Here is a 24,326-nt window from a genome sequence, read left to right on the forward strand (position 1 = left end):
TGCGCCCTTCCCTACCGATTGTTCGGTCGTCGGTGCAATTTGGCTACAGGCGGGTCAAGCCTGTGGACAAACGGTTCTCCACAGCTTGAGATGAAGACAGGGCGTCCACAAAGGGGAGGCGGGACCATATGCCGGACGAACAGATGGCCCACACCGGCGGCGGACAGCCGCCGGCGGCACCCGTCGCGTCATCGCCGGCCGCCCGCCCGCTGGACACCATCGACCGCTCGATCCTGCGCATGCTGCAGAACGACGGCCGGGCCTCGATACGCTCCGTCGCCGAGCGCGTGCACGTCTCGCGCGCCAACGCCTACGCGCGGATCAACCGGCTGATCGACGACGGGGTGATCCGCGGCTTCAGCGCCCTGGTCGACCAGGAGAGGGCAGGCCAGGGCGCCTCGGCCTATATCACCCTGAAGATCGTCCAAAATTCGTGGCGGACCGTGCGCAAGCAGCTCACGGCGCTGCCGGGCGCCACCCACATCGCGCTGGTCAGCGGCGATTTCGACGTGCTGCTGCTGGTGCACACGAAGGACAACCGCGAGCTGCGCGAGCTCGTCCTCACCCGTATCCAGTCGATACCGGAGGTGCTCAGCACCCGCACCCTGCTGGTCTTCGAGGAGACCGACCTGGGGCCGGAGGAGGAGTAGGCCGCCGCCGTCAGGCCTTGCGCAGCCCCGCGAACGCCGTGCGCACCACGGCCTCGGCGACCTCGTCACGGCTCGCCGCGCCGCCGCGCCCCGGCCGGTACCACTCCACAATCGAGTTGATCATGCCGAAGAGCAGCCGGGTCGCCAGCCGGAGGTCCACGTCGTTGCGCAGGTCTCCGTCGGACGCGGCCTGCTGGAGCAGGTCGGCGACCTCGTGGTCGAACTCCCGGCGGCGCTCCATGGCCCAGCGCTCGGTGTCCGTGTTTCCGCGCACCCTCAGCAGCAGCGTCACATAGGGCAGTTCGTCCATCAGCACCTCGGCCACCCGCCGGGTGACGTACTCCAGCCGCTCGATCGCACGGCCCTGACCGGCGCCCGGCTCCTCCAGCACGCCGAACAGACCGTCCAGGGCGCGGCTTATGGCGCGGCGCAGCAGCTCTTCCTTGCTGCGCACATGGTGGTAGATCGAGGACTTCGAGATGCCGGCCGCCTTGGAGAGGTGCTCCATCGACGTGCCGTCGTAGCCGCGCTCGATGAACACCTCGACGGCGACCGCGAGCAGCGAATCGGGCGTGTAGGTGTCGCGCTTGGCCATGGTCATGATTAGAGCACCTATTCCTCGAGGTCCGCACGGCGCCGCAGCGCCCAGGACGGTACGTAGCGTCCGCCGGCGTTCTGGCGGTGCATCGAGTCCAGCAGATCCCACACCCATCGGGCGCCCAGCAGCTCGACCCACTCCATGGGGCCGCCGGGATAGTTCACGCCCAGCCGCATGGCCGTGTCGATGTCCCCGGGGGTCGCCACCTCGCGGGCCGCGGCGTCCACGGCGAAGTCGACGATCATCGCGATCGTCCGGGCGACGATCATGCCGGGCACGTCCTCGATCACGCTGACCCGTTTGCCCAGCGCCTGGAAGAGCCCGACGGCCTCCGCGAGGTCCGCCTCGGAGCAGGCGCGAGAGGCGGACAGGGCGATCCGGGTGGCGGACCGGTAGTCCAGCGCGAGGTCGAAGCGGATGTTCCTGTCACCGGCCGGGCTCGTCGCCGGACAGCCGTCGGTCAGCGCCAGGCGCGCCCCACCGGGCAGCCGGATGTAGCCCTCGGACTCCCCGGGCGTGCGGTCCGTGGTGACGCGGATGCCCGCCTCCTCGATCAGCTCCCGCAGGACCGCGGCCGGGCCGGGCAGCCGCGCGTGCAGCACGACGGCCTCCGGGGCGGGAGCGGGCGCGGCGGTCTGCGGCTCGGGCCGGCGGGCGCCCTCGGCGTAGTCGAACCATCCGCGCCCCGACTTGCGGCCGTGCAGCCCGGACTCGACCAGCCGGCGCTGGGCCAGCGAGGGGGTGAACTTCGGGTCCTGGAAGAAGGCGGTCCACACGGAGTGGGTGACCGCCTCGTTCACGTCCTGCCCGATGAGGTCGGTCAGCTCGAAGGGGCCCATCTTGAAGCCGGCGCCCTCGCGCAGCAGGGCGTCGATGGTGGCGGGGTCGGCGACGCGCTCCTCGTAGGCGCGCAGGGCCTCGGCGTAGAACGGGCGGGCGATGCGGTTGACGATGAACCCGGGGGTGTCGGCGCAGCGCACCGGCTTCTTGCCCCAGGCGGCGGCGGTGTCGTACGCGGCCGTGGCGGCGGCCTCGTCGGTGGCGAACCCGCTGATCACCTCGACCAGGGGGAGCAGCGGCGCGGGGTTGAAGAAGTGCAGGCCCACACAGCGGCCGGGGTGCCGCAGCCGGCCCGCGACCGCGGTCACCGACAGCGAGGACGTGTTGGTGGCCAGCAGGCAGTCCGCCGCCACGACGTCCTCCAGGGCGGTGAACAGCTCCTGTTTGGCGGGGAGTTGCTCCAGGATCGCCTCGACGACCAGCGCGGCGTCGGCCAGCTCCGCAAGGGCGGCCGCGGGGGAGAGGCGCGCGCGGGCCGCGTCCCGCTCGTCCGCCGAAATCCGGCCTTTTTCGACGAGCCGGTCGAGCCTTCCCCCGATCGCCTCGGAGGCCTGCTCCGCGCGCCCGGGGGCGGTGTCGTAGAGGCGTACGCGATGGCCGGCGACCAGCGCCACCTGCGCGATGCCCTGCCCCATCGTGCCGGTCCCCACCACTGCCACGGTGCTGCTGGTCGCGATTGCCGTCATGCGAGTTGATCCTCCCCGACCGACTTTTCCACAGGCTGGCCGGACCCTCTTGCCCCGACCGATCGTTCGGTTACTCTAACTCCGTTGCCTTGTCCGCTCCCAGTCCCCATCCACTCTCCGCCCAGCTCGACGAGGAGTTGGTCATCGATGACCGCCGAAGTGACCGCAGCGCAGTTGATCGAGAAGCACCGCCCGACCCTCGACCAGACGCTGGAAGCGATCCGCACCCGCGCCTACTGGTCCCCGCACCCCGAGCACCCGAAGGCGTACGGCGAGAACGCCGCCGGCGACGGGCTGGCCGCTTTCGAGGCCCTGCGCGGCAAGCGCTTCGAGCTCGACCAGCCCGGCACCGACGACTGGACGGGCCAGGAAGTCTCACCGTACGGCCCGGAGTTGGGCATCAGCTATCCGCATCCGGATGTGGACGTGCTGCTGCCGGCGATGCGTGCCGCGATCCCCGCCTGGCGGGACGCGGGACCGGAGGCCCGTGCGGCGGTGTGTCTGGAGATCCTGGCCCGGATCAGCGCGCGCACCCATGAGTTCGCGCAGGCCGTGATGCACACCAGTGGCCAGGCCTTCATGATGGCGTTCCAGGCCGGCGGGCCGCACGCCCAGGACCGCGGCCTGGAGGCGGTGGCCTATGCGTACGCCGAGCAGGTCCGTACCCCGGAGCAGGCGCCGTGGTCCAAGCCGCAGGGCAAGCGCGAGCCGCTGGAGCTGGCCAAGACCTTCACGGCGGTGCCGCGTGGTGTCGCCCTGGTGATCGGCTGCAACACCTTCCCGACCTGGAACGGCTATCCGGGCCTGTTCGCCTCGCTGGCCACCGGCAACCCGGTGCTGGTCAAGCCGCATCCGCGGGCCGTGCTGCCGCTGGCGCTGACCGTCGAGGTGGCCCGTGAGGTGCTCGTCGAGGCCGGATTCCCCGCCGACCTGGTGTGCCTGGCCGTGGACAAGCCGGGCGAGGGCCTGGCCAAGGTGCTGGCCGTGCGCCCCGAGGTCCGCATCATCGACTACACCGGCTCGACCGCCTTCGGCGACTGGCTGGAGACGCACGCCCGGCAGGCGCAGGTCTTCACGGAGAAGGCCGGCGTCAACACCGTCGTCATCGAGTCCACCGACGACTACAAGGGCATGCTCAGCAACCTGGCCTTCTCGCTGTCGCTCTACAGCGGCCAGATGTGCACCACCCCGCAGAATCTGCTGATCCCCCGGGACGGCATCACTACGGACGCCGGACCGAAGTCGTACGACGAGGTGGTCAGTGATCTCGCGGGCGCGGTCAGCGGCCTGCTGGGCGACGACGCACGCGCCAACGCCCTGCTGGGCGCGATCGTCAATCCGCAGGTCAAGGAGCGGATCGACGCCGCTGCCGGACTGGGCGAGGTGGCGCTGGCCTCCCGCGAGGTGGCCAACCCCGAGTTCCCGGGGGCGACGGTACGGACCCCGGTGATCGTCAAGCTGGACGGCGCCAAGCCGGACTCCGAGGCGGCGTATCTGTCGGAGTGCTTCGGCCCGGTGTCCTTCGCGGTGGCCGTCGACTCCGCGGCCGACGCGGTGGACCTGCTGCGGCGCACGGTCCGCGACCAGGGAGCCATGACGGTCGGGGCGTACACCACCTCTGCCGAGGTCGAGCAGCTGGTGGAGCAGGCCTGCCTGGAGGAGTGCGCCCAGCTGTCGCTGAACCTGACCGGCGGGGTCTATGTGAACCAGACCGCGGCGTTCTCGGACTTCCATGGCTCCGGTGGCAACCCGGCGGCCAATGCGGCGCTGTGCGACGGCGCGTTCGTGGCGAACCGCTTCCGGACGGTGGAGGTGCGGCGACAGGCGTGACAGGCCTTGGGGCCCGGTCCGTTCCGCCGGGCCCCAAGGGGACCCGTGTCCCCGTCAGACGGCTCCCGGGCCCTCGATCCGCGCATGGCGGCCGATCCAGGCGTGCATCGCGATGGCGGCCGCCGCCCCCGCGTTGATCGAGCGGGTCGAGCCGAACTGCGCGATCGAGCAGACCCGCGAGGCGTGCCGGCGGGCCTCCTCGGTCAGCCCCGGCCCTTCCTGGCCGAACAGCAGCACACAGCGGCGCGGCAGCTCGGTCGTCTCCAGCGGCACGGACCCGGGGAGATTGTCGATCCCGATGATCGGCAGCTCCTCGGCCGCCGCCCAGGCGGTGAGATCCGCCGTGTCCGGGTGGTGGCGGACATGCTGGTAGCGATCGGTCACCATCGCGCCGCGGCGGTTCCAGCGGCGCTGCCCGACGATATGGATCTCCTTGGCCAGGAACGCGTTCGCGGTCCGGACGACAGAGCCGATGTTGAAGTCGTGGCCCCAGTTCTCGACGGCCACGTGGAAGTCATGGCGGCGGGTGTCGAGGTCGGCGACGATCGCCTCGCGCGTCCAGTAGCGGTACTGGTCGACGACGTTGCGGCGGTCGCCGTGCGCGAGCAGCTCGGGGTCGTAGCGGGCGTCCTGCGGCCAGGGCTCCGGGTGCGGACCGACGCCGATCTGCGTCCCGTAGCCCTCGTCGTACTGGAGGGGCTCGGCGGGGGCGGTTTTCTCACTGCTCACCCCACGAGCGTATGGCCATCGCCGCCGTGCTCGGTACGGGCCGGTGGCACACCGCCCCCGGATCCGGCGCCGGCCCCGGGGGAGCCGCCGCGCGAGAACAGCCGCTCGCGCAGGCCCACGACGCGTGCGGAGAGCCAGGTCAGGAAGTTCGTCGGCAGGAAGACCGCATCCGCCGCGATCATGGCGAGCGAGAAGAACGGCAGCCCCAGGAGGAACGCGATCGAGAGGTGCTCGCAGATCATCACGACCAGCAGCACGTTCTTCAGCCGCCGGTTGAACAGTGTGAACGGGAAGGCGACCTGCACGATCACCGTGCCGTAGGTGAGCACCATGACCATCAGTCCGTTGCTGCCGAGCAGGTCGGACAGTCCCGGCCAGGGCGAGAAGTAGTCCAGGTGCATCGGGTAGAAGACCGCGGTGCCGTCCTGCCAGCGCGTGCCCTGGATCTTGTACCAGCCGGCCGTGGCGTAGATAAGGCAGACCTCGACCATGATCACCAGCACTGCGCCGTTGTGGGCGAGCTTGGCGAGCGTGTCGAGGACGATGCGCGGTTCCCCGGGGGCGTAGCGCCGCACCGCCCACCACAGGCCGTGCGCCACCCACAGACCCCACAGGACCAGGCTCCAGCCGATGTGCGGGAACGGGCCGTTTTCGAACCAGTTCAGGCCGTGTCCACCGGACAGCTGGGCGACTGCCAGGCCGAGGCCGAGCACGGCCCACAGCACGACGCCGGGCAGATCGCGGGCGGGCCGCTCGCCGTCGGCGGACTCCGCCCGCTTCGCGCGACGCGCGTCCAGCGACCAGACCTGCCCGCACCGGGTCAGCACGAGGTACATCGACATCAGGTGGATGACGTTGTCGCCGCCGTCCCCTATGAAGACGCTGCGGTTCTGCAGCGAGAGCACGCCCACCATGAAGAGCACCGACATGGTGCGGGTGCGCCAGCCGAGCATCAGCGCCGCGCTGGCGGCGACGGCCAGGAAGTAGACGACCTCGAACCAGCCGCGCCCGTCGGACCACAGCAGGGCGGAGAAGGCGTGATTGGCGTCCAGGAGCCGGCGCGCCATGTCCAGGCTCCAGGGGCCGTCGGGCCCGTAGAGGGTCTGGCGGTGCGGCCACTCGCGCAGCAGGAACAGCAGCCAGGTCGCCGCGAAACCGATCCGGATCACAGCGGTCTGGTACGGGGCCATCGCCCGGCCGGTGACACGCGCGAAGCCACGGCCGATCACGCGCTCGATGCGGGTCTCCTCGTAGGGAGCGGGCGTCTCCTGGGGCGGCTGGGGCTCCCGGGATGCCTGCTGCTCCTGCTGGGCTTGTTGCGCCTGCTGCGGCACGTCGGTCGACTCCGTGAGGTGGGGCAGTGGTGCGTGCGATGCGCTGTGCGGTTGCTGCGGGATCGGTGACGTCACTGGTTCGTCGCCCCCTCGGGCAGGTCCTTTGCGGTGACCTGCCACCAGGGCAGCACGCGGTACACGGGCTTGTCGCTGATCTTCTCGGTGCTCCACGGCGGCGGGCTGACCGGCGTCGTCTGCGAACGGACCTGGATCTGCGCCACGCGCGCACCCCCGCTGGTCCATTCCTGAGACATCCGGAGCATCACGATCCGCCGGATGTAGCGCTCGGCCAGCACGCCCCGCGGGCCGACCGCGCGGTTCTGCGCGTCGTGGCTGTTGACGAGGAGTTCCCATCCGCGGCGCAGCTGGTTCTGCTGGGTGTGGCTGGGAACCGGGTTGTGGCGGATGGCCCGGCCGTCGCGGGCGGTCAGGTCGGTCCAGCCGGTGGTCCGCGCGGTGCCGTCCTCGGTGCGCAGCTGCGCGCGGACCTGGACCGCGACGTTCTGCTGGAGGGGGTTGGGCGCGAACAGCTTCCAGTTCTGTTCGTACTCGGGATAGACGTAGTCGCTGATCAGGGCGCCCTGCTGTTTGCTGAGCGTGTTCGATGGCGCGACGTGCAGAAACATCATCGCGAGATGGATCGCGACCGCGACGGCGACGGCGCAGGCGGCCACGCCTATGACGATCCGCGAGGGCAGCGAGAGCGCGGCCACCGACCGCGTTTCGTCCCCGTATGACTGCATTCCCGCCCCGTTCCCAGATCCCATGCGGTCGACTCCGCCTCGGAACCGTACCTACGCGGCCGCACCGGGCACACCCTCCCCCGGGTTATCCACAGGCTTGACACCCGCGGCCCGCCCACTCACCATTGAACCGAACGATCGGTCGGTCGGGAGCGAGGGGGCACCACATGACGACGATCGCGCCGGAGGAGACGGCCCGCGAGGCCGCTTTCGAGGCCACCGTGGCCGCGGACGAGCGCATCGAACCGCGGGACTGGATGCCGGACGCCTACCGCTCGACACTCGTGCGGCAGATCGCCCAACACGCCCACTCCGAGATCATCGGCATGCAGCCGGAGGCCAACTGGATCACCCGGGCACCGTCGCTGCGCCGCAAGGCGATCCTGATGGCGAAGGTCCAGGACGAGGCCGGCCACGGCCTGTATCTCTACAGCGCCGCCGAAACCCTGGGCACGGGCCGCGACGAGCTGCTCGACAAGCTGCACTCCGGCCGCCAGAAGTACTCCTCGATCTTCAACTACCCGACCCTGACCTGGGCCGATGTCGGAGCCATCGGCTGGCTGGTGGACGGCGCGGCGATCACGAACCAGGTCCCGCTGTGCCGGTGCTCCTACGGCCCCTACGCCCGCGCGATGGTCCGTATCTGCAAGGAGGAGTCCTTCCACCAGCGGCAGGGCTACGAACTCCTGCTGGCCCTCAGCCGCGGCACACCGGCCCAGCACGCCATGGCGCAGGACGCGGTGAACCGCTGGTGGTGGCCGTCCCTGATGATGTTCGGCCCGCCGGACGACGAGTCGTCGCACTCCGCGCAGTCCATGGCCTGGAAGATCAAGCGGCACTCCAACGACGAGCTGCGGCAGCGCTTCGTCGACATCTGCGTCCCCCAGGCCGAGGCCCTCGGGCTCACCCTCCCCGACCCGGACCTGACGTGGAACGAAGAGCGCGGCCAATGGGACTTCGGCCCGATCGACTGGGCCGAGTTCCGGGAGGTCCTCAAGGGCAACGGCCCCTGCAACGAACAGCGGATAACCCGCCGCCGACGAGCTCATGAGGAAGGCGCCTGGGTGCGCGAAGCCGCCGCCGCACACGCGGCCAAGCACGGGAAGGCCGACCGATGACGACACCCCGCCCCACCGAGACCCCGGCAGCCGACGGCGGAGCGCTGGCCCCGCCGGCGGACTGGCCCCTGTGGGAGGTCTTCGTACGCAGCCGCCGCGGACTCTCCCACACCCACGCCGGCAGCCTCCACGCGCCGGACGCCGAAATGGCCCTGCGCAACGCCCGCGACCTCTACACCCGCCGCTCCGAGGGCGTCTCCCTGTGGGTGGTGCCCTCCGCGCAGATCACCGCCTCCTCTCCGGACGAGAAGGACGCCTTCTTCGAACCGGCCGGCGACAAGCCCTACCGCCACCCGACCTTCTACGAGATCCCGGACGGGGTGCATCACCTTTGATGAACGCCACGGCCACCCCGGCCCTGCCCCTCGGGGACGACGCCCTGATCCTCTCCCACCGCCTGGGCGAGTGGGCCGGCAACGCCCCGGTCCTAGAAGAGGAGGTCGCACTGGCCAACATCGCGCTGGACCTGCTCGGCCAGGCCCGGGTGCTGCTCTCCCTGGCCGGCGACGAGGACGAGCTGGCGTATCTGCGCGAGGAGCGGCAGTTCCGCAACCTCCAGCTGGTCGAGCAGCCCAACGGCGACTTCGCCCACACCATCGCCCGCCAGCTCTACTTCTCCACCTACCAGGAGCTGCTGTACGAGCGACTCGCCGAGGGCGAGAGCGAGTTGGCTCCGCTGGCCGCAAAGGCCGTCAAGGAGGTCGCCTACCACCGCGACCACGCCGAGCAGTGGACACTGCGCCTGGGCGACGGCACCGACGAGAGCCACACCCGGATGCAGCGTGGCCTGGACGCCCTCTGGCAGTTCACCGGCGAGATGTTCGCACCGGTGGAAGGGCTGGAGTCGGTGCCCTGGCCGACCCTCCACGACGCCTGGACGACCCGCATCACCACCACACTCGGACAGGCCACCCTCGCCGTCCCCGAAGGCCCCCAGCGCGGCGCCTGGACGGCCGGCGCGGGCCGCCAGGGCCTGCACACCGAGCCGTTCGGACGACTGCTCGCCGAGATGCAGCACCTCCACCGCAGCCACCCGGGAGCGACATGGTGACCACCACCGCCCTCGAAGAGGAACTACTGGCGCTCGCCGGCTCCGTTCCCGACCCCGAGCTGCCCGTCCTCACCCTCGCCGAGCTCGGCGTACTGCGCGACGTACGGCTGACGGCCCCGGACCGCGTCGAGGTCCGGCTCACGCCCACCTACACCGGCTGCCCCGCCATCGAGGCGATGTCCGCCGACATAGAACGCGTACTGCACGACCGCGGCATACCCGAGGTCGAGGTCCGCACGGTCCTCAGCCCACCGTGGACCACCGACGCGATCACCGCCGAGGGCCGCCGGAAGCTGGCCGAATTCGGCATCGCCCCACCGCGCCCCACGGGCCCAGCCGCCGGACCGATCAGCGTCGACCTCACGATCCGCTGCCCGCACTGCGGATCGACCGACACCACCCTGCTGAGCCGGTTCTCCTCCACGGCGTGCAAGGCACTGCGCCGCTGCGAGTCCTGCCGTGAACCCTTCGACCACTTCAAGGAGTTGTGATGTTCCACCCGCTCCAGGTCCGGGAGATCGAGCGGCTCACGGACGACGCGGTGGCCGTCACCTTCACGGTCCCGCCCGAGCTGCGCACGACCTTCCGGCACACCCCCGGGCAGCACATCGCGCTGCGCAGAACGGTCGACGGCCAGGAGATCCGCCGTACGTACTCCATCTGCACCCCCGCCACCGACGAGCCCGTGCTGCGCGTGGGCATCCGCCTCGTCGAGGACGGCGCCTTCTCGACCTACGCCCTCAAGGAGCTGGCGGTCGGCGACACGGTGGAGGTCATGGCCCCGGCCGGGCGGTTCACCCTCGCACCACGCCCCGGCCACTTCGTCGGAATCGTCGGCGGCAGCGGCATCACCCCCGTGCTCTCCATCGCCGCCACACTGCTGGCCCAGCAGCCGGACGCCCGCTTCTGTCTGCTGCGCAGCGACCGCACGGCAGCCTCGACGATGTTCCTGGAGGAAGTGGCCGACCTCAAGGACCGCTATCCCCAGCGCTTCCAGCTCATCCACACCCTCTCCCGAGAGGAGCAACAGGCCGGCCTGCCGTCCGGCCGCCTGGACGAGGCCCGACTGCGCTCCCTCCTGCCCGCCCTCCTGAAGATCGACTCCGTCGACGGCTGGTACCTCTGCGGCCCGTACGGCCTGGTCCAGGGGGCCGAGCGCGCCCTGCGCGCCCTCGATGTGCCCCGATCCCGCATCCACGAGGAGATCTTCCACATAGACAACGGCGCCCCGGCCGTCCCGGCCACCGCCACCCCCGCGCACAGCACCGTCACCGCCACCCTCGACGGCCGCTCCGGCACCTGGCCGGTCCACGACGGCGAGCCCCTGCTCGACGCGGTGCTCCGCAACCGCGCGGACGCCCCCTACGCCTGCAAGGGCGGGGTCTGCGGCACCTGCCGGGCCTTCCTGGTCTCGGGCGAGATCCGCATGGACCGCAACTTCGCCCTGGAATCGGACGAGGTCGACGCCGGTTACGTCCTGGCCTGCCAGTCCCATCCGGTCACGGAGAAGGTCGAGCTGGACTTCGACCGTTAGCGCCCGGCGCGGCGCCCCGAGCGCACGCCACACCCCGACCCGCTCGTAGCCCCGCGCCTTTGACCGCCCTCACCATTCCCAATTCCTGCAACCTGTTCTACCTTGACGCTTCGTCAGATCGAAGCGCCGCGCGGGAGGACAGACCAGTGGACTTCACCTTCACCGAGGAGCAGCAGGCCGCCGTCGAAGCGGCGAAGGCCGTCTTCTCGGGGGTCGCACCCGACGGCGTTCCCAGCCCCGCACTCACCGCGGGCGCGGTCGCCGACGATTTCGACCGCCCCCTGTGGCGCCAGCTCGCCGACGCCGACCTGCTGAGCCTGCCGATCGCACCCGAGCACGGCGGGGCGGGCCTCGACCCGATCGCACTCTGCCTCGTCCTGCGCGAGTCGGCCAAGGTCCTGGCACGGGTCCCCCTGCTGGAGTCCAGCGCCGCGGCACTCACCCTCCGGCACTACGCCACCGACGAGCTGCGTACCGAGGTGCTGCCCCCCATCGCCGCCGGGGACCTGGTCGTGACCGTCGCCTCCGCCGGGCGCACCGGCCACGAGCCGGCCGAGCTCGCCGTGACCGCCCGCCAGGAGGGCGCCGACTGGCTCCTCGACGGCACCCAGACCGCCGTCCCCTGGGGGCACACCGCGGACCGGATCCTGCTCCCCGCCCACACCACCGACGGCCACGCCGTACTCGCCCTCGTCCCCCGTACCCGCCCCGGCGTCACACTCGGCGACCAGATATCCACCAGCGGAGAGCGCCATGCCGAGGTCCGGCTGGATTCCGTGCGCATCAGGGCCCACGAGATGATCGGCGACCCCGCCGCCTGGAAGTCGCTGCGCAACGTCCTGACCACCGGCACCTGCGCACTCGCCCTGGGCCTCGGCGAACGCGTACTCGCGATGACCGGCGACTACACCGGCAAGCGCGAACAGTTCGGGTTCCCGGTGGCGACCTTCCAGGCCGTCGCCGTGCAGGCCGCCGACCGCTTCATCGACCTGCGCGCCATGGAAGCCACACTCTGGCAGGCCGCCTGGCGCCTCACCACCGACGCCCCCGGCCCGCTACCGGTAGCCGGAGACATCGCGGTCGCCAAGATCTGGGCCTCCGAAGGCGTACGCCGCGTCGTCCAGACCGCCCAGCATCTGCACGGCGGCTTCGGCGCGGACACCGACTACCCCCTGCACCGCTACCACGCCTGGGCGAAACAGCTCGAGCTCTCCCTGGGCCCGGCCGCCGCCCACGAGGAAGCCCTCGGCGACCTGCTGGCGGCGCATCCACTGGGCTGAGGCGGAGCGTGAGGGCCGGGGAGCGTCAGGGGAGCGTCAGGGGAGCGGAACGCGGAAGGCAGCACGGCAGCACGCGGACTGGCCGCACGCCGGCACTGACGCCTTGAACTACCGACGGACCGGCCCCCGGCAGACCGAGGTCAGCGGACGGGCAGGCCGTCGAACACCCGGACAGGTGGACCCGACGACGGCCCCCGCAACACCCGGCCACAAGGCCCGACCACAAAGCCCACTACAAAGTCGGGCTAGATGACCGTCCCCGAACCGCCCTTGCCGTCCGACACCGGACGACCGGCGGCCTCCCAGGCCTGCATACCGCCCGCGACATTCACCGCGTCGACGCCCTGCTGGAGCAGATACTGCGCCACCTGCGCGGAACGCCCGCCGACCCGGCACAGGACATACACCTTGCCGCCCTCGGGCGCCGCCTCGGTCAGCTCCCCGTAGCGGGCGACGAACTCGCTCATCGGGATGTGCAGCGCGCCCTCGGCGTGCCCGGCCGCCCACTCGTCGTCCTCACGCACGTCCAGGAGGAAGTCGCCGGACGAGAGCGCGTCGACAGCGACCGTGGGTACAGAACCAAATTGCATGGTCACGACGCTACCCGACGAGCTGCGCGAGGTAGGCCTCGCGTTCTGCGACATCGGCGAGCAGCTTCTCGGCGATCTCGTCCAAGAGCGCGTCCGGGTCCTCCGGCGCCATCTTGATCATCGAGCCGATCGCGCTGTCCTCCAGCTCGGCGGCGACGGCGGCCAGCAGTTCCTTGCGCTCGGTCAGCCACTCCAGCCGGGCGTAGAGCTCCTCGCTCTCGCTGAGCCGCTCCTCGACCGGTGCGGGACCGGCCTCCCACTCCCGCGCGAGTTCCCGCAGCACCGCCTCGTCGCCCTGGCCGTACGCCAGGTTGACGCGCGCGATGAACGCGTCACGGCGTGCCCGCTCCGCCTCGTTCCGTGCCAGGTCCGGGTGGGCCTTGCGCACCAGGTCGCGGTAGACCTTGCGGGCCCCCTCGCTGGGCCGCACCTTCTCCGGCGGCCGCACCGAACGCTCGGTGAGCATCGCCTGCGCCTCCGGGAACAGTCCCTCCGACCCCATCCAGCCGTGGAACAGCTCCTCCACCTCCGGCATCGGCAGCACCGAGGCCCGTGCCTCCCGCGCCTTACGGATGTCCTCGGGGTCGCCCGTACGCGCTGCCACGGCCTCGGCGATCTGCGCGTCCAGCTCGTCCAACCGCGCGTACATGGGGCCGAGCCGCTGGTGGTGCAGGCGGGAGAAGTTCTCCACCTCGACCCGGAAGGTCTCCACGGCGATCTCGAACTCGATCAGCGCCTTTTCCGCGGCCAGCACCGCCTTCGCCAGCCGCCGGGTCCCCTCGTCCTGAGCGGCCGGCCCAACCGGCTCAGCGCCCGGCTCGCCACTCGGTGCATCAGCCGGTGCGGTACCCGCCTCAATGCCCGGCCCGTCCCCAGCCCCGGCCGGCCCGGCGGTCGAATCGGCCTCGGCGTCCTGGGCAACCCCTGGCTCACCCGAGCCCGCGACCTGATCTTCCGGGCTGCGACCGCCGTGCCCGACCTGGGCATCCTGCCCACCGCCGCGGGCGTCGGGTGCCTGCGAACCACCCTGGGCGCCCGATGTGCCCGGTGCGTCCGCTTGGTGCTGGCCGTCCTGCGCGTTCTCCGCGTGCGAGTTCGTCACCCGGTCAGCGTACGGCCCATGCAGGGGCTGACACCTCCACCCCATGCCGGGGCTGGGACGGCTTGGCACCCCCACCCCCATGCCGGAGCTGGTACGGACTGGGCACCTCCACACCACGCCAGGGGGCCTCCGACGTCCTCACGACCGCTGGCCCGCTTCGCTGCTTCTCGGCCTTCCCCCTTGCCCTCCCCCCCCCGGGGCCCCAGGGCCCCTCCCCCCACCCACCACCACCGCCGCCAACCTCTTCAGCCCAGCCAGCCTCCCCAGCCGGCCAACCGCCCAAGCCGGTCAACGGCCCAAGCCGGTCAACCGCCCGAGCCCACCAGCCCCCCGGCCGAACCAGCCCGGCACGCACGACCGCACCGCCCGCATGACAGCCACGACCCCACCCGCATGACACCCACGACCCGCACCACCCGCATGACAGGTACGACAGGCACGAAACGCATGACAGGTACGACAGGCACGAAACGCATGACACGCATGACAGGTACAACGGAAATATCAGGCGCGCCTACCGACCTCCCCCGGAACTCACACCCCCAGCTCAGCCGCGATCCGGCCGGTCTTCACCGCGGCGGTCAAGGCTGCATGGTCCGCTTCCGTACGGTCCGCGTACGAGAGGGCGAACCGTGCCACCGCCTCGTCCAGCTCCTCGCTCTTGCCGCAGTAGCCGGCCAGCAGACGCGGGTCGGCACTGTGCGCGTGGGCTCGGGCCAGGAGGGCGCCGGTCATCCGGGCGTAGTCGTCCATCTGGTCGCCGGACAGCTGCGCCGGGTCCACGCTGCCCTTGCGGTTTCTGAACTGCCGGACCTGGAAGGGGAGTCCGTCCAGGAACCCACCCTCCGGGCGGCCGCTTCCTGCTGCCACCCCTCCCCGGGCGGGCGTCGCTATGTCCTGCACCGTCGTCCAGCCCAGCAGGATGTCGCTGACGACCTGCATCCTGCGCTGCCCGAGCACCACCCGGCGCCCCTCGTGTATCGCCGACGGCATGGGGAAACCGGCCTTCTCCACATACGGCGCCAGCACCGAGGCGCGCGCCTCCTTCACCTGCAGCACCAGCGGCTCGCCCCGATGGTCCAGCAGCAGCACCACATACGAGCGCAGGCCCACACTGCCCGTGCCGACCACGCGGAAGGCCACATCGTGCACCGCGTACCGGGACAGCAGCGGCAGCCGGTCATCGGGCAGCGTCTCCAGATAGGCGGTGAGGGACGCGGCCACCGCTGCGGCCTCCGCGTCCGGCACCCGCCGCAGCACCGGCGGCGCGTCCACGAACCGCCGTCCACCGTCCGCCGTCCGCTCCGTGGCCTTCGCCGCGAACCGCGCGCTGGTGTTCTTGCGGGCCTTGGCCGACACCCGCTCCAACGTCCCCAGCAGATCCCGGGCGTCGGTGTGCGAGACCAACTCCTCGTCGGCGATGGCGTTCCACGCCTCGGTCACCGGCAGCTTGGCCAGCAGCCGCATGGTGCGCCGATACGCGCCCGCCGTGTCCTGCGCCGCCTTGCGGCAGTCGTCCTCACTGGCGCCGGCCTCGCGGCCCGCCAACACCACTGACGTCGCCAGTCGTTTCACGTCCCACTCCCACGGCCCGTACACGGTCTCGTCGAAGTCGTTGAGATCGATGACGAGACCGCCGCGGGCATCGCCGTAGAGACCGAAGTTGGCTGCGTGCGCGTCCCCGCAGATCTGCGCGCCGATGCCGGTCACGGGGCCATTCGTGAGGTCGTACGCCATCAGGCCCGCAGAGCCGCGGAGGAAGGCGAAGGGACTGGCGGCCATCCGACCGACCCTTATCGGCGTCAGCTCGGGCAGTCGCCCGGCGTTGGACGCCTCGACGGCCATGACCGGATCCGGCCGCCCGGCCGCGATCGACAGCGCGCCCTGCTCGGAACGGGGCAGGCGCTCCCGCAGCGCCCGGCCGGCGGCCTTGGGCGACGCCCCCGAAGGACCCTGCGCGTCCGCCCTCGCAAACCCCGGTACGTACGGCACACGCGACATGGCGGGCCACCTCCCCCTTCACGACCTGTATCTCTCGTGTCCTGCGTATTCGTCGGCCGCCGAGTGGTCCCGGCGTGCCGACGAGCAACGACGTTACCGACACTTCGCCGAAGCCCGCACAGCCTGTGGATAACTATCCGGCGGCGCCAGGGACCAGGACTCCCAGAACCCCGGCCGCAGTTCCAGCCCAAGCCGCAGTCGCAGTCGCAGTCGCAGTCGCAGTCGCAGTCGCAGTCGCAGTCGCAGCAACAGCAACAGCAACAGCAACAGCAACAGCAACAGCAACAGCAACAGCCATGGCAACAGCAACCGTCATGGCAATCGCAGCGCCAATCGCCACGCCGGCCACCGACCATCAACCACCAACCACCCCCATCCCCCACTACACCCCCACCGCCTCCTCCAGTTCCTCCTCCAGATCCTCGTCCTCAACGCCCCTCGGCTGCCGCGGCGGCACGGTCGCCGCCACCGCGGCGGCCGCCACCGCCACCGCGTTGGCGGCCGTCTCCGCCTCCGCCGCGCGCCGCCGCTTCTCGGCCAGCGCCGCCGCACCGACCGTCAGCACACCGACGACCAGCCACCACACCAGCGTCCAGAGGTGTCCGGACAGGCCGTAGCCGTCGAAGTAGACATGGCTGCGGGTGCCCTCCACAAAGCCCGCGCCGTTCCAGAAGGAGTGCAGGGCAGCAAAGAATCCGTTCTGCATCTCGGGGCGGAAAATCCCGCCGGAGGAGGTGAAGTTGAGCATCACGAAGAGGGCCATCACGCCGAGCGTCGTCCAGCGCTTGAGGAAGGTGTGCAGGCCGGTGCCGATCAGCAGGATGCCGGCGGAGTAGAGCCACGCCATGCCCCACACGCCCCACAGGCCGTGGTCGACTAGGTGGAACACGGGGCCCGCGAACGCCGCGCCGATGAGGCTGACCACGAAGGACGTGCCGATCGCCAGCGCCGCCCGGAGCCGGAGCGGCAGCCCGGCTCCGGCGCCGCCGATCACCGCGACCGAGGCGTACGAGCCGATGCTGATCGCGACCAGGAGGAAGAAGACGCCCTGGCCGGTGGGGTCGTCCTCGGCGGTCGGCGCCACGTCGGTGACCTTCAGCGGGGCGCCCTGCTGCGCGGCAAGGGGAGTGAAGATCTTCTGCACCACGGAGGCGCTGGTGTCGGACCCGGCGGTCGCCACCAGCAGCTCGGGCGCCGGCCTGGCCGAGCCCGCCGCTGCCGCCGCCGCACCCCCTACGGCATCCGCCGAAGCACCCCTCGCACCATGCGCCCCCGCATCATGCGCCCTCGCACCATGCGCCCCTGCACCATGCGCCCTCGCACCACGCGATCCCGCACCATCCGACCTCGCATCCCGCGCCGTCGCGCCCTGCGCCCTCGCGTCGATCACGTACGCGCCGAAGATGTCCTCGTGCTTGAGCTGCTCGACCGCCGCCGCCCGGTTGCCGACGGTCCGCACCTCCAGATCGCCGTGCGCCCGGTCGTTGATCGACTGAGCGAGCAGCTGAGCGCTCCGGCCCGATCCGACGATCGCCACGGGCAGGTCGTGCGGCGCGGGGTTCGCGAACGCGCCCAGGTACGCCAGCCCCATGCCGATGCACATCAGCAGCGGGGTGATCAGGTGCGTCAGGACATGGCGCAGCCCGGTGGAGTGAGCGGGGCGTGCGGAACGGTGGCCGCCGTGTCGTTCGCTTCGGTGGTGGTCAGGACGTCGGACCGTACTCATGGGCAGGCCTTCTCAGCTCGTCGGCTCGGCTGTCGCCACCAGATGTCCGCCGTCGCCCCCGGTGGCGCCGTCGTCACCGGCTACCGACCCATCTAGTTGGCAAATACAACTCTTGATTACGTTGTACTATACAACCACCTCTAGGGAAGGCAAGCCGTGGCCCACCGCGACGACTCCGTCGAGACCATCCAGCAGGAGATGACCGCGTTCGCCCGACGAGCCCGCGCGACCGCCGCCCGGATGCACCCCGAGCTGTCACTGGTCTCCTACACCCTGCTGGCACACCTCGACGACCAGCACGGATGCCGCGCCACGGACCTCGCGGCGCACTACTTCCTGGACAAGTCCACGGTCAGCCGGCAGATCGCCGCACTGGAGAAGCTCGGCTTCGTCGAGCGCCGCGTCGACCCGGACGACCAGCGCGTCCAGGTGCTCCACCCCACCGAGAAGGGCGCCCAGGTGCTCGCCAACGTCACCGCCAGCCGCCGCCAGGCGTTCCATCAGCGGCTGGCCGACTGGGACGAGGCCGATCTCGACCGCTTCGCGACGTACCTGCGGCGCTACAACGCCGCACAGGAGCGACTCGAGTGAGAGCGCTGCCCGGCTTGCGCCGCCCGCCCGCTCCCCACGTCCGGCTACTTCCGGAACCGCTCCGGACACTGCCCCCCGTCGGCGAGGTACGTCTCCGCCCAGCGCCCCAGCTCCTTCAGCGCGGGCTCCATCGCCAGACCGGCCTCCGTCAGCCGGTACGAGACGCGCAGCGGCGGCCCCGCGTCCACCTCGCGAACCAGCAGACCGGTCGCCGCCAGCTCCATCAGACGGTCGGAGAGCATCCGCTCACTGATCCCGGGAATGGCCCGCCGCAGGTCGGCGAAGTGCACCGGACCCGGCATGAGAGTGGCGACGATCAGCCCCGTCCAGCGCTTCCCGAACAGCTCGAAGACGCGCGCCATGCCGTCGTCGACCTGCCTGCACATCGCCTCGCCGTGGTCCGCCATACACCCAGAGTACCGCCTTCTCGTTGGCTACTGCAGAAAAGTAAGCTCCTGTGTTATTAATAGGGACGTACGGAATTCAACCAGCGGCCGCGCCCCGTCCGACCGCGAACCGAAGGACCGATTCCCATGGCCACGCTCCTGCTCATCGACTCCTCCCTCTTCCCCGAGGGTGGCTCCGCCTCCCGCTCCGTCACCGCGGCCTTCCGCAAGGCCTGGGAGGAACAGCACCCCGACGGCACGGTCGTCCACCGCGACCTGGCCACCGACCCGCTGCCGCACCTCGACGGCGTCGCCGCCTCCGCCGCCTTCTCCGACCCGGCCACCCACACCCCCGAGCAGCAGGCCGCCTTCGCGCTGCGGGTCGAGCTCGCCGAGGAGTTGGAGAAGGCCGACGCGATCGTGATCGCCGCGCCGATGTACAACTTCACGATCCCCTCGACGCTCAAGGCGTGGCTCGACCAGGTGATCATCATGGGCCGCACGGCGGGCGAGACGCCGTCCGCCAAGGGCACCCCGGTCACCGTCGTCGCCAGCCGCGGCGGTTCGTACGCACCGGGCACGCCCCGGGAGTCCTTCGAGTACGTCCAGAACTACCTTGAGGCCGTCCTCAACGGCGGCATGGGCCTCGACGTCGACTTCATCGTCCCCGAGCTCACCATGGCCCCCCGCAACCCGGCGATGGCCGACCTGGTCCCCCTCTACGAGACCTCCCGGGACAAGGCCCACCAGGACGCGGCCGCCAAGGCCAAGGCCCTGGCCGAACGCCTCGCCGCCTGAGACCCACCACCCGCGCCCGCCCCGGGGGCACCGGCAACTCCACCCCGCCCGTTGCCAACGCCCCCGGGCCCGCGCCCACTCCTCCGTCGCACCACCGTCGCACCACCCCGCCAACGGGCCCGAGGCAGGCACCCGAGAGCCGCTCCCCTCCTCCCACCTACTGCCCCGGCCGCCGAGCAGGGCGCCCAGCGCGATGGCCCCGTTGAACACCGCCACGAACAGCGCGGACGCCGCCTCCCGGGCGCCCGGCGCGGCGGCCATCAGCCAGCTCTGGGTGCTGACGGACACGCCCCCGTAGGCCAGGCCCCATACGGCCACCAGGACGGCCGCACCCGGCACCCCGGCGCCGCGCCCCAGCAGCGGCACCAGCAGCACCGCGCCCGCGAGCACCCCGCAGATCGCCAGCAGCGCCGCCCGGGGTGCGCGCGCCGCACCGGCACCGGCCGCGAAGTTGCCCGCCAGGCCCGCCAGGCCGAAGGCCAGCAGCAGCGTGCCGATCTGGTCCGCCCGCGCACCGGCCACCTGCTCCAGAACCGGCCGCACATAGGTGTACGCGGCGAAGTGGCCCGTCACCAGGAGCGCCACCAGCAGCAGTCCGGTCCGCACGGAAGCGCCGCGCAGCAACCGGAGCACGCCGTCCAGCCGGAGCGCCCGGTCCTCCGGCAGCGGCGGCAGCAGAACGGCCAGGGCGACCGCCACCGCGCCGCAGACCACGGCCATGGCCACGAACGCGCTGCGCCAGCCGCCCAGTTCACCCAGGAACGTGCCGGCCGGCACCCCCAGCACCGACGCCGCCGCGACCCCGCTGAAGATCAGGGAGGTGGCCGCCGGGACCCGTCTGCCGGGCACCAGCCGCACCGCGAGCCCCGCTGCGATCGCCCACACCCCTCCCATCCCCAGCCCCACCAGCACCCGTGCCGCCAGCAGCACCACGGCATTCGGCGCATACGCCGCGACCAGGTTCGCCACCGCCAGCGTGCCCATCAGGGCGGCCAGCACCGCCCGCCGGTCCCGCCGCCCCACCAGCAACGTCAGCACCGGCGCGGCCACCGCCGCCACCAGGCCCGTCACGGTCAGAGCCAGCCCCGCCGTGCCCTCCGAGACCCGCAGCTCCCGGCCGATCGGCGTCAGCAGCCCCACCGGCAGCATCTCCGACGTCACCACGGTGAACGTCGCCGCCGCCAGCGCCCCCACCGCCGGCCAGCCACCGCCCCGTACTCCCGCCAACTCCCCGAGCCGTCCGCCTGGTTCACGTCCGCGGACCGCCGTCCCGCCCTCACCGTTCGTCATGTCCCCAGCCAACGCCCGCGCCCGCCGGGGAACAACGGCCAACTTCTCACCCTTCTATGAGCAGGACTTATCGATCCGCCTACGAGCCGGACGCATCGATCCGCAGAGAGCCATTGCCACCGGCCACCACCTGACGAACGCCCCACGAAGGACCCCATGAGCGGCAGCGGCCCCCCGGCCACGACCACCACCGCCCACCGCCCCGCCCCCGGGCTCGAACTCCGCGAGCTGGAGTGCTTCCTCGTCCTGTCCGAGGAGTTGCACTTCGGCCGCACCGCCGAGCGGCTGTATGTGTCGCAGAGCCGCGTCAGCCAGCTCCTGCGGGCCCTGGAGTCCCGGATCGGCGCCCGCCTGGTGGACCGCACCAGTCGCCGGGTCCGCCTGACTCCGCTCGGCGAGGAGTTCCGTATGTCGCTGCGCCCCGCCTACGACGCGCTGCGCGCCACCGTGGAGCGTGCCCGCAGCGCCGCCCGCGGCATCGAGGGCCGGCTGACGATCGGCTTCCAGGGCACCGCGGACGACCGCATCATGCGGGCCATCGACGCCTTCCACCGCCGCCACCCGGCCTGCGCCACCCAGATCGTCGAGATCCCGCTCTGCGACCCCTTCGGCGCGCTGCGCAGCGGCACCGTCGACGTCGCCGTCACGCTGCTGCCCATGGCCGAGCCCGATCTCACCCTCGGCCCGGTCTTCTCCGCCCAGCAGCAGACCCTCGCGGTGTCCGTACGCCACCCGCTGGCGGCCCGCGCCACGATCACCGCCGAGGATCTCGCCGGCATCGCCCTGATCTCCCCGGGCGACCCGGCGCCCGCCTACTGGCGCGCGGCCCACGCCCCGGCCGCCACCCCCCAGGGCCGCCCGATACCCGCCGGCCCCAGGGTCAGCACCTTGCAGGAGGGCCTCACCCTCACCGCGGCCGACCGCGGCGGGATGCTGCTGTGCCGCCCCACCGCCGACTACCACGGCCGCCGCGACATCGCCTTCGTCCCCGTCGCCGGCCTGCCGGACTCCGTCCTGGGGCTCGTCCACCACACCGAGCGGGAAACGGCCCGCGTCCGCGCCTTCCGCACGGCCGTGACCGAGATCGCCGAGCCGGCAGAGGGCAGCACAAAGGCCATGTAGGTGAGGGAGGCGAAGTGGGCGGCCGAGAGGGAGAAGGTGAAACAGACAAAGGGAATGAAACATATAGAAGAATGCCCACACCTCGCGAAGGTGAGGTAACCCGCAAACGTCCCGACCGGGCGTCCACGCTCACCTCCGCGCCGCCCGCGCGCCGCCCCCGCCCGCACCCTGCCCGGACTCCGCCCGCCCCGGCCCGCCCGCCAAATCCCGTGACATACCCAACAGCGTGACGAAGACAACAAGAAACCCCCGGTCTCCGGATTTCTCCGGAGACCGGGGGTCTCATCTGTGCGCGAGGGGGGAGTTGAACCCCCACGCCCTTTCGGGCACTGGAACCTGAATCCAGCGCGTCTGCCTATTCCGCCACCCGCGCATGGGTGCTGCCGTTTGATTCTCTCACGTGATCCGGGGTGTTCCGTCCGGGTCTTGTGCGAGCGCCTTCCGACATCCAGAACATTAGCACGCTGGCAGGGGTGGGTTCACACGGCTTTCCCCCGGGCACCCGGGTCGGGGTGGCACCCTGCTCGCCTCGGGCATTCGCCGAGTGCCGCCCCGAGGGGTCACACTCGCGGTAGCCGCAACCGGAACGAGTCCCACCCGGGCCACCCCGGAGGCGGCCGGAACGGCTCGTGCCGCACGGTGTCCGGCTCCGGCCCCCGCCCGGCAGGGGTGGTCGGCGGTTGCGGGACACTGTCTTCGGGGCACATCTACGATCGCAGTGCACGAGCAGTGGGCAAGGAGCAAGCAAGCACCGGGCAACCCTGTGAGGGGCGACACTCGTCCTCAAGGCGGGAAAGGGGAACCAGCCGATTTCCCGACGCGTGGATACGATCAGTAAGCAGTATCAGGACGACCCGATCAGGACGACCCCGACGAAGGCTGAGGAAGGAGGTGCCCCGTGGGAGTACTGAAGCGTTTCGAGCAGCGTCTCGAAGGTCTCGTCAACGGCACCTTCGCCAAGGTGTTCAAGTCCGAGGTGCAGCCCGTTGAGATCGCCGGCGCCCTGCAGCGCGAGTGCGACAACAACGCCACCATCTGGAACCGCGACCGCACCGTCGTCCCCAACGACTTCATCGTGGAGCTGAGCGCGCCGGACTACGAGCGCCTCAGCCCCTACTCCGGCCAGCTCGGCGACGAGCTCGCCGGCATGGTCCGCGACTACGCCAAGCAGCAGCGCTACACCTTCATGGGGCCGATCAAGGTCCATCTGGAGAAGGCCGACGATCTCGACACCGGCCTGTACCGCGTCCGCAGCCGTACGCTCGCCTCCAGCTCGTCCCAGGACCAGCCGGGCCCGGCGGCGGCCCATCGTGCCCCCGCGGTACCCCGCGGCGGCCATGTGAGCCCGCCTCCCATGCCCGCGTCCCCGCCTCCCGGCGGCGCACAGCCCGTACCCCGTACGGCACCGCCCGGTGCAGGACCGCAGCCCTACGCGCAGACCAGGCGCTGGATCGAGATCAACGGCACCCGCCACCAGATCTCGCGCCCCACTCTCGTGCTGGGCCGCAGCACCGACGCTGACGTACGGATCGACGACCCGGGTGTCTCCCGGCGTCACTGTGAGATCCGGGTCGGAACGCCCCCCACGATCCAGGATCTGGGTTCCACGAACGGCATCGTGGTAGACGGGCAGCACACCACTCGCGCTAATCTCCGCGACGGCTCGCGGATTGTCGTGGGCAGTACCACCATCGTTTACCGGCAAGCCGAAGGGTGAAGCGGGGGCAATGTCAGAGCTGACCCTCACGGTCATGCGGTTGGGTTTCCTCGCCGTACTGTGGCTGTTCGTCATCGTGGCCGTACAGGTCATCCGCAGCGATCTGTTCGGCACGCGCGTCACACAGCGCGGTGCCGCCCGGCGCGGCGGGCCGGATGCGCGTACGCAGCGCCAGGCTGCCGCGCCCCAGCAGCAGCCGCGCCGCCAGGAAGGCGGCCGCGGAAACAACCGCCAGCGCCGCGGAGCCCCCACGAAGCTGGTGGTCTCCGAAGGCTCGCTGACCGGCACCACCGTCGCCCTCCAAGGCCAGACGATCTCCCTGGGCCGTGCGCACGACTCCACGATCGTGCTGGACGACGACTACGCGTCCAGCAGGCATGCCAGGATCTACCCGGACCGTGACGGCCAGTGGATCGTCGAGGACCTCGGTTCCACCAACGGCACGTACCTGGACCGGACCCGACTGACGACCCCGACACCGATTCCGCTGGGAGCCCCGATCCGCATCGGCAAGACCGTCATCGAGCTGCGGAAGTAGTACGACAATGAGCGAGCGCAGCGAGCGAGCCGCGGCGGTCCACTCGGCGGACCCGGGCGTGCTCCCGACCGG

23 protein-coding genes, 1 tRNA gene and 1 pseudogene are annotated in these 24,326 nt (G+C 71.2%); 13 read left to right on the forward strand and 12 right to left on the reverse strand.

Annotated elements, in window-relative coordinates; genetic code table 11:
• Positions 1-128: 128 nt before the first annotated feature.
• Positions 129-650, forward strand: a complete 522-nt coding sequence (locus tag ACFWZH_RS01200) for an Lrp/AsnC family transcriptional regulator (protein ID WP_384424183.1) — start codon at positions 129-131, stop codon at positions 648-650.
• Positions 651-660: 10 nt separating this feature from the next.
• Here the strand turns inward: ACFWZH_RS01200 and ACFWZH_RS01205 are convergent, their stop codons facing one another.
• Both ACFWZH_RS01205 and ACFWZH_RS01210 read right to left on the reverse strand, forming a co-directional pair.
• On the reverse strand, positions 661-1,251 hold the full coding sequence (locus tag ACFWZH_RS01205) for a TetR/AcrR family transcriptional regulator (protein ID WP_384424184.1): 591 nt from the start codon (positions 1,249-1,251) through the stop codon (positions 661-663).
• 11 nt (positions 1,252-1,262) lie between these two features.
• The gene (locus ACFWZH_RS01210) at positions 1,263-2,774 is read right to left on the reverse strand and encodes a 3-hydroxyacyl-CoA dehydrogenase (RefSeq protein ID WP_384424185.1); all 1,512 of its coding nucleotides are present in this window, start codon (positions 2,772-2,774) and stop codon (positions 1,263-1,265) included.
• Between the two features lie 147 nt (positions 2,775-2,921).
• Here ACFWZH_RS01210 and paaN point away from each other — a divergent pair, with 147 nt between their 5' ends.
• Entirely contained in the window at positions 2,922-4,604 is a 1,683-nt protein-coding gene (gene paaN, locus ACFWZH_RS01215; RefSeq protein ID WP_384424186.1) for a phenylacetic acid degradation protein PaaN, read from the forward strand.
• Positions 4,605-4,658: 54 nt separating this feature from the next.
• Here paaN and ACFWZH_RS01220 read toward each other — a convergent pair whose 3' ends face one another.
• Genes ACFWZH_RS01220 through ACFWZH_RS01230 form a run of 3 tightly spaced genes read right to left on the reverse strand, consistent with a single transcriptional unit; the run spans position 4,659 to position 7,410 of the window.
• The gene (locus ACFWZH_RS01220; RefSeq protein ID WP_384424187.1) at positions 4,659-5,333 is read right to left on the reverse strand and encodes a TrmH family RNA methyltransferase; all 675 of its coding nucleotides are present in this window, start codon (positions 5,331-5,333) and stop codon (positions 4,659-4,661) included.
• Complete coding sequence (locus tag ACFWZH_RS01225) at positions 5,330-6,742, reverse strand: HTTM domain-containing protein (protein WP_384424188.1); 1,413 nt, start codon at positions 6,740-6,742, stop codon at positions 5,330-5,332. Before ACFWZH_RS01225 ends, ACFWZH_RS01220 begins: the two co-directional genes overlap by 4 nt.
• On the reverse strand, positions 6,739-7,410 hold the full coding sequence (locus ACFWZH_RS01230) for a DUF5819 family protein (RefSeq protein ID WP_384424189.1): 672 nt from the start codon (positions 7,408-7,410) through the stop codon (positions 6,739-6,741). Before ACFWZH_RS01230 ends, ACFWZH_RS01225 begins: the two co-directional genes overlap by 4 nt.
• A gap of 167 nt (positions 7,411-7,577) precedes the next feature.
• Here ACFWZH_RS01230 and paaA point away from each other — a divergent pair, with 167 nt between their 5' ends.
• The 6 genes from paaA to ACFWZH_RS01260 all read left to right on the forward strand — a co-directional run bounded on the left by paaA (position 7,578) and on the right by ACFWZH_RS01260 (position 12,393).
• Positions 7,578-8,528, forward strand: coding sequence for a 1,2-phenylacetyl-CoA epoxidase subunit PaaA (gene paaA, locus ACFWZH_RS01235; protein ID WP_384424190.1), 951 nt, complete (start codon positions 7,578-7,580; stop codon positions 8,526-8,528).
• A complete protein-coding gene (gene paaB, locus ACFWZH_RS01240) occupies positions 8,525-8,863 on the forward strand; it encodes a 1,2-phenylacetyl-CoA epoxidase subunit PaaB (protein WP_384424191.1) in 339 nt (112 codons plus the stop codon). Before paaA ends, paaB begins: the two co-directional genes overlap by 4 nt.
• Positions 8,863-9,579, forward strand: a complete 717-nt coding sequence (gene paaC / locus ACFWZH_RS01245; protein ID WP_384424192.1) for a 1,2-phenylacetyl-CoA epoxidase subunit PaaC — start codon at positions 8,863-8,865, stop codon at positions 9,577-9,579. The genes paaB and paaC overlap by 1 nt, the downstream gene beginning before the upstream one ends.
• Positions 9,573-10,070 carry a 1,2-phenylacetyl-CoA epoxidase subunit PaaD gene (gene paaD, locus ACFWZH_RS01250; protein WP_384424193.1) on the forward strand — a complete coding sequence of 166 codons (498 nt, stop codon included), beginning with the start codon at positions 9,573-9,575 and terminating at the stop codon, positions 10,068-10,070. The genes paaC and paaD overlap by 7 nt, the downstream gene beginning before the upstream one ends.
• Positions 10,070-11,113, forward strand: coding sequence for a 2Fe-2S iron-sulfur cluster-binding protein (locus ACFWZH_RS01255; protein WP_384424194.1), 1,044 nt, complete (start codon positions 10,070-10,072; stop codon positions 11,111-11,113). Before paaD ends, ACFWZH_RS01255 begins: the two co-directional genes overlap by 1 nt.
• A gap of 146 nt (positions 11,114-11,259) precedes the next feature.
• Positions 11,260-12,393 (forward strand): acyl-CoA dehydrogenase family protein, encoded by a 1,134-nt coding sequence (locus ACFWZH_RS01260; protein ID WP_384424195.1) that lies wholly within the window; start codon positions 11,260-11,262, stop codon positions 12,391-12,393.
• Positions 12,394-12,638: 245 nt separating this feature from the next.
• Here ACFWZH_RS01260 and ACFWZH_RS01265 read toward each other — a convergent pair whose 3' ends face one another.
• The 4 genes from ACFWZH_RS01265 to ACFWZH_RS01280 form a co-directional block, all read right to left on the reverse strand.
• Positions 12,639-12,983, reverse strand: a complete 345-nt coding sequence (locus ACFWZH_RS01265; protein ID WP_384424196.1) for a rhodanese-like domain-containing protein — start codon at positions 12,981-12,983, stop codon at positions 12,639-12,641.
• Between the two features lie 10 nt (positions 12,984-12,993).
• Positions 12,994-14,085 carry a hypothetical protein gene (locus tag ACFWZH_RS01270; RefSeq protein WP_384424197.1) on the reverse strand — a complete coding sequence of 364 codons (1,092 nt, stop codon included), beginning with the start codon at positions 14,083-14,085 and terminating at the stop codon, positions 12,994-12,996.
• Between the two features lie 534 nt (positions 14,086-14,619).
• Positions 14,620-16,086 carry a DUF2252 domain-containing protein gene (locus tag ACFWZH_RS01275; protein WP_384424198.1) on the reverse strand — a complete coding sequence of 489 codons (1,467 nt, stop codon included), beginning with the start codon at positions 16,084-16,086 and terminating at the stop codon, positions 14,620-14,622.
• A gap of 382 nt (positions 16,087-16,468) precedes the next feature.
• A complete protein-coding gene (locus ACFWZH_RS01280; RefSeq protein WP_384424199.1) occupies positions 16,469-17,812 on the reverse strand; it encodes an ABC transporter permease in 1,344 nt (447 codons plus the stop codon).
• A 156-nt stretch (positions 17,813-17,968) separates the two neighbouring features.
• Between ACFWZH_RS01280 and ACFWZH_RS01285 the strand changes: the two genes are divergently transcribed.
• Positions 17,969-18,403 carry a MarR family winged helix-turn-helix transcriptional regulator gene (locus tag ACFWZH_RS01285; protein WP_384424200.1) on the forward strand — a complete coding sequence of 145 codons (435 nt, stop codon included), beginning with the start codon at positions 17,969-17,971 and terminating at the stop codon, positions 18,401-18,403.
• 44 nt (positions 18,404-18,447) lie between these two features.
• On the opposite strand, the gene ACFWZH_RS01290 is transcribed toward ACFWZH_RS01285, so the two are convergent.
• Positions 18,448-18,810, reverse strand: a complete 363-nt coding sequence (locus ACFWZH_RS01290) for a winged helix-turn-helix transcriptional regulator (RefSeq protein ID WP_384424201.1) — start codon at positions 18,808-18,810, stop codon at positions 18,448-18,450.
• Positions 18,811-18,936: 126 nt separating this feature from the next.
• On the opposite strand from ACFWZH_RS01290, the gene ACFWZH_RS01295 reads away from it, so the two are divergent.
• The gene (locus ACFWZH_RS01295) at positions 18,937-19,587 is read left to right on the forward strand and encodes an FMN-dependent NADH-azoreductase (protein WP_384424202.1); all 651 of its coding nucleotides are present in this window, start codon (positions 18,937-18,939) and stop codon (positions 19,585-19,587) included.
• Positions 19,588-19,746: 159 nt separating this feature from the next.
• On the opposite strand, the pseudogene ACFWZH_RS01300 reads toward ACFWZH_RS01295, so the two are convergent.
• A pseudogene (locus ACFWZH_RS01300) lies at positions 19,747-20,877 on the reverse strand (MFS transporter); the annotation flags it as partial.
• A 156-nt stretch (positions 20,878-21,033) separates the two neighbouring features.
• On the opposite strand from ACFWZH_RS01300, the gene ACFWZH_RS01305 reads away from it, so the two are divergent.
• A complete protein-coding gene (locus tag ACFWZH_RS01305) occupies positions 21,034-21,999 on the forward strand; it encodes a LysR family transcriptional regulator (RefSeq protein WP_384424203.1) in 966 nt (321 codons plus the stop codon).
• A 289-nt stretch (positions 22,000-22,288) separates the two neighbouring features.
• Here the strand turns inward: ACFWZH_RS01305 and ACFWZH_RS01310 are convergent.
• Positions 22,289-22,372: transfer RNA gene (locus ACFWZH_RS01310), tRNA-Leu, on the reverse strand.
• A gap of 525 nt (positions 22,373-22,897) precedes the next feature.
• Between ACFWZH_RS01310 and ACFWZH_RS01315 the strand changes: the two genes are divergently transcribed.
• Together ACFWZH_RS01315 and ACFWZH_RS01320 are read left to right on the forward strand one after the other, a co-directional pair.
• Positions 22,898-23,716 (forward strand): FhaA domain-containing protein, encoded by an 819-nt coding sequence (locus ACFWZH_RS01315; protein ID WP_384424204.1) that lies wholly within the window; start codon positions 22,898-22,900, stop codon positions 23,714-23,716.
• 10 nt (positions 23,717-23,726) lie between these two features.
• Positions 23,727-24,254: an FHA domain-containing protein gene (locus ACFWZH_RS01320; protein WP_384424205.1), complete on the forward strand. Its 528-nt coding sequence runs from the start codon at positions 23,727-23,729 to the stop codon at positions 24,252-24,254.
• Positions 24,255-24,326: the final 72 nt, after the last annotated feature.

Origin of the sequence: Streptomyces sp. NPDC059008 (genome assembly GCF_042749045.1) — a bacterium.
Taxonomy (GTDB): domain Bacteria; phylum Actinomycetota; class Actinomycetes; order Streptomycetales; family Streptomycetaceae; genus Streptomyces.

Excerpts from the sequence above, each read along its gene's own strand:
- ACFWZH_RS01200 (WP_384424183.1), top strand. The coding sequence starts at position 129 with ATGCCGGACGAACAGATGGCCCACACCGGCGGCGGACAGCCGCCGGCG.
- ACFWZH_RS01205 (WP_384424184.1), bottom strand. The coding sequence starts at position 1,251 with ATGACCATGGCCAAGCGCGACACCTACACGCCCGATTCGCTGCTCGCG.
- ACFWZH_RS01210 (WP_384424185.1), bottom strand. The coding sequence starts at position 2,774 with ATGACGGCAATCGCGACCAGCAGCACCGTGGCAGTGGTGGGGACCGGC.
- paaN (WP_384424186.1), top strand. The coding sequence starts at position 2,922 with ATGACCGCCGAAGTGACCGCAGCGCAGTTGATCGAGAAGCACCGCCCG.
- ACFWZH_RS01230 (WP_384424189.1), bottom strand. The coding sequence starts at position 7,410 with ATGCAGTCATACGGGGACGAAACGCGGTCGGTGGCCGCGCTCTCGCTG.
- paaA (WP_384424190.1), top strand. The coding sequence starts at position 7,578 with ATGACGACGATCGCGCCGGAGGAGACGGCCCGCGAGGCCGCTTTCGAG.
- paaB (WP_384424191.1), top strand. The coding sequence starts at position 8,525 with ATGACGACACCCCGCCCCACCGAGACCCCGGCAGCCGACGGCGGAGCG.
- paaC (WP_384424192.1), top strand. The coding sequence starts at position 8,863 with ATGAACGCCACGGCCACCCCGGCCCTGCCCCTCGGGGACGACGCCCTG.
- paaD (WP_384424193.1), top strand. The coding sequence starts at position 9,573 with ATGGTGACCACCACCGCCCTCGAAGAGGAACTACTGGCGCTCGCCGGC.
- ACFWZH_RS01255 (WP_384424194.1), top strand. The coding sequence starts at position 10,070 with ATGTTCCACCCGCTCCAGGTCCGGGAGATCGAGCGGCTCACGGACGAC.
- ACFWZH_RS01265 (WP_384424196.1), bottom strand. The coding sequence starts at position 12,983 with ATGCAATTTGGTTCTGTACCCACGGTCGCTGTCGACGCGCTCTCGTCC.
- ACFWZH_RS01275 (WP_384424198.1), bottom strand. The coding sequence starts at position 16,086 with ATGTCGCGTGTGCCGTACGTACCGGGGTTTGCGAGGGCGGACGCGCAG.
- ACFWZH_RS01280 (WP_384424199.1), bottom strand. The coding sequence starts at position 17,812 with ATGAGTACGGTCCGACGTCCTGACCACCACCGAAGCGAACGACACGGC.
- ACFWZH_RS01290 (WP_384424201.1), bottom strand. The coding sequence starts at position 18,810 with ATGGCGGACCACGGCGAGGCGATGTGCAGGCAGGTCGACGACGGCATG.
- ACFWZH_RS01295 (WP_384424202.1), top strand. The coding sequence starts at position 18,937 with ATGGCCACGCTCCTGCTCATCGACTCCTCCCTCTTCCCCGAGGGTGGC.
- ACFWZH_RS01305 (WP_384424203.1), top strand. The coding sequence starts at position 21,034 with ATGAGCGGCAGCGGCCCCCCGGCCACGACCACCACCGCCCACCGCCCC.
- ACFWZH_RS01320 (WP_384424205.1), top strand. The coding sequence starts at position 23,727 with ATGTCAGAGCTGACCCTCACGGTCATGCGGTTGGGTTTCCTCGCCGTA.